Origin of the sequence: Niastella populi, assembly GCF_002078015.1 — a bacterium.
GTDB lineage: Bacteria > Bacteroidota > Bacteroidia > Chitinophagales > Chitinophagaceae > Niastella > Niastella populi.
Genome location: NZ_LWBP01000129.1, coordinates 1 through 202, shown reverse-complemented (window position 1 = coordinate 202; position 202 = coordinate 1). Strand labels below are relative to the sequence as shown.

1 protein-coding gene is annotated in these 202 nt (G+C 46.0%); it reads right to left on the bottom strand.

Going from position 1 to position 202, the window contains the following annotated elements; all coding sequences use genetic code 11:
• Positions 1-202, bottom strand: a 202-nt coding sequence (locus A4R26_RS34915) for a hypothetical protein (protein ID WP_165760246.1), incomplete at both ends; no start/stop codon positions are given.

Below are 202 nucleotides of genomic sequence, written 5' to 3'. Positions count from 1 at the left end.
TCAGTGTTACATCGTAAGAACCGGCGTTATTATAAGTATTGCCGTTCCAGGAGTATGGCAATTGATTAGTACAGATAGTTACTTCGGTGGTGCTGGTCACTGCCGGGTTAACAGATAATACAAGTGTAGCAATTGAATCGCAACCGGCCGCGCTTGTCAGGGTTATGTCATAAGACCCGGCAGCGTTGTAGGTATTACCGTT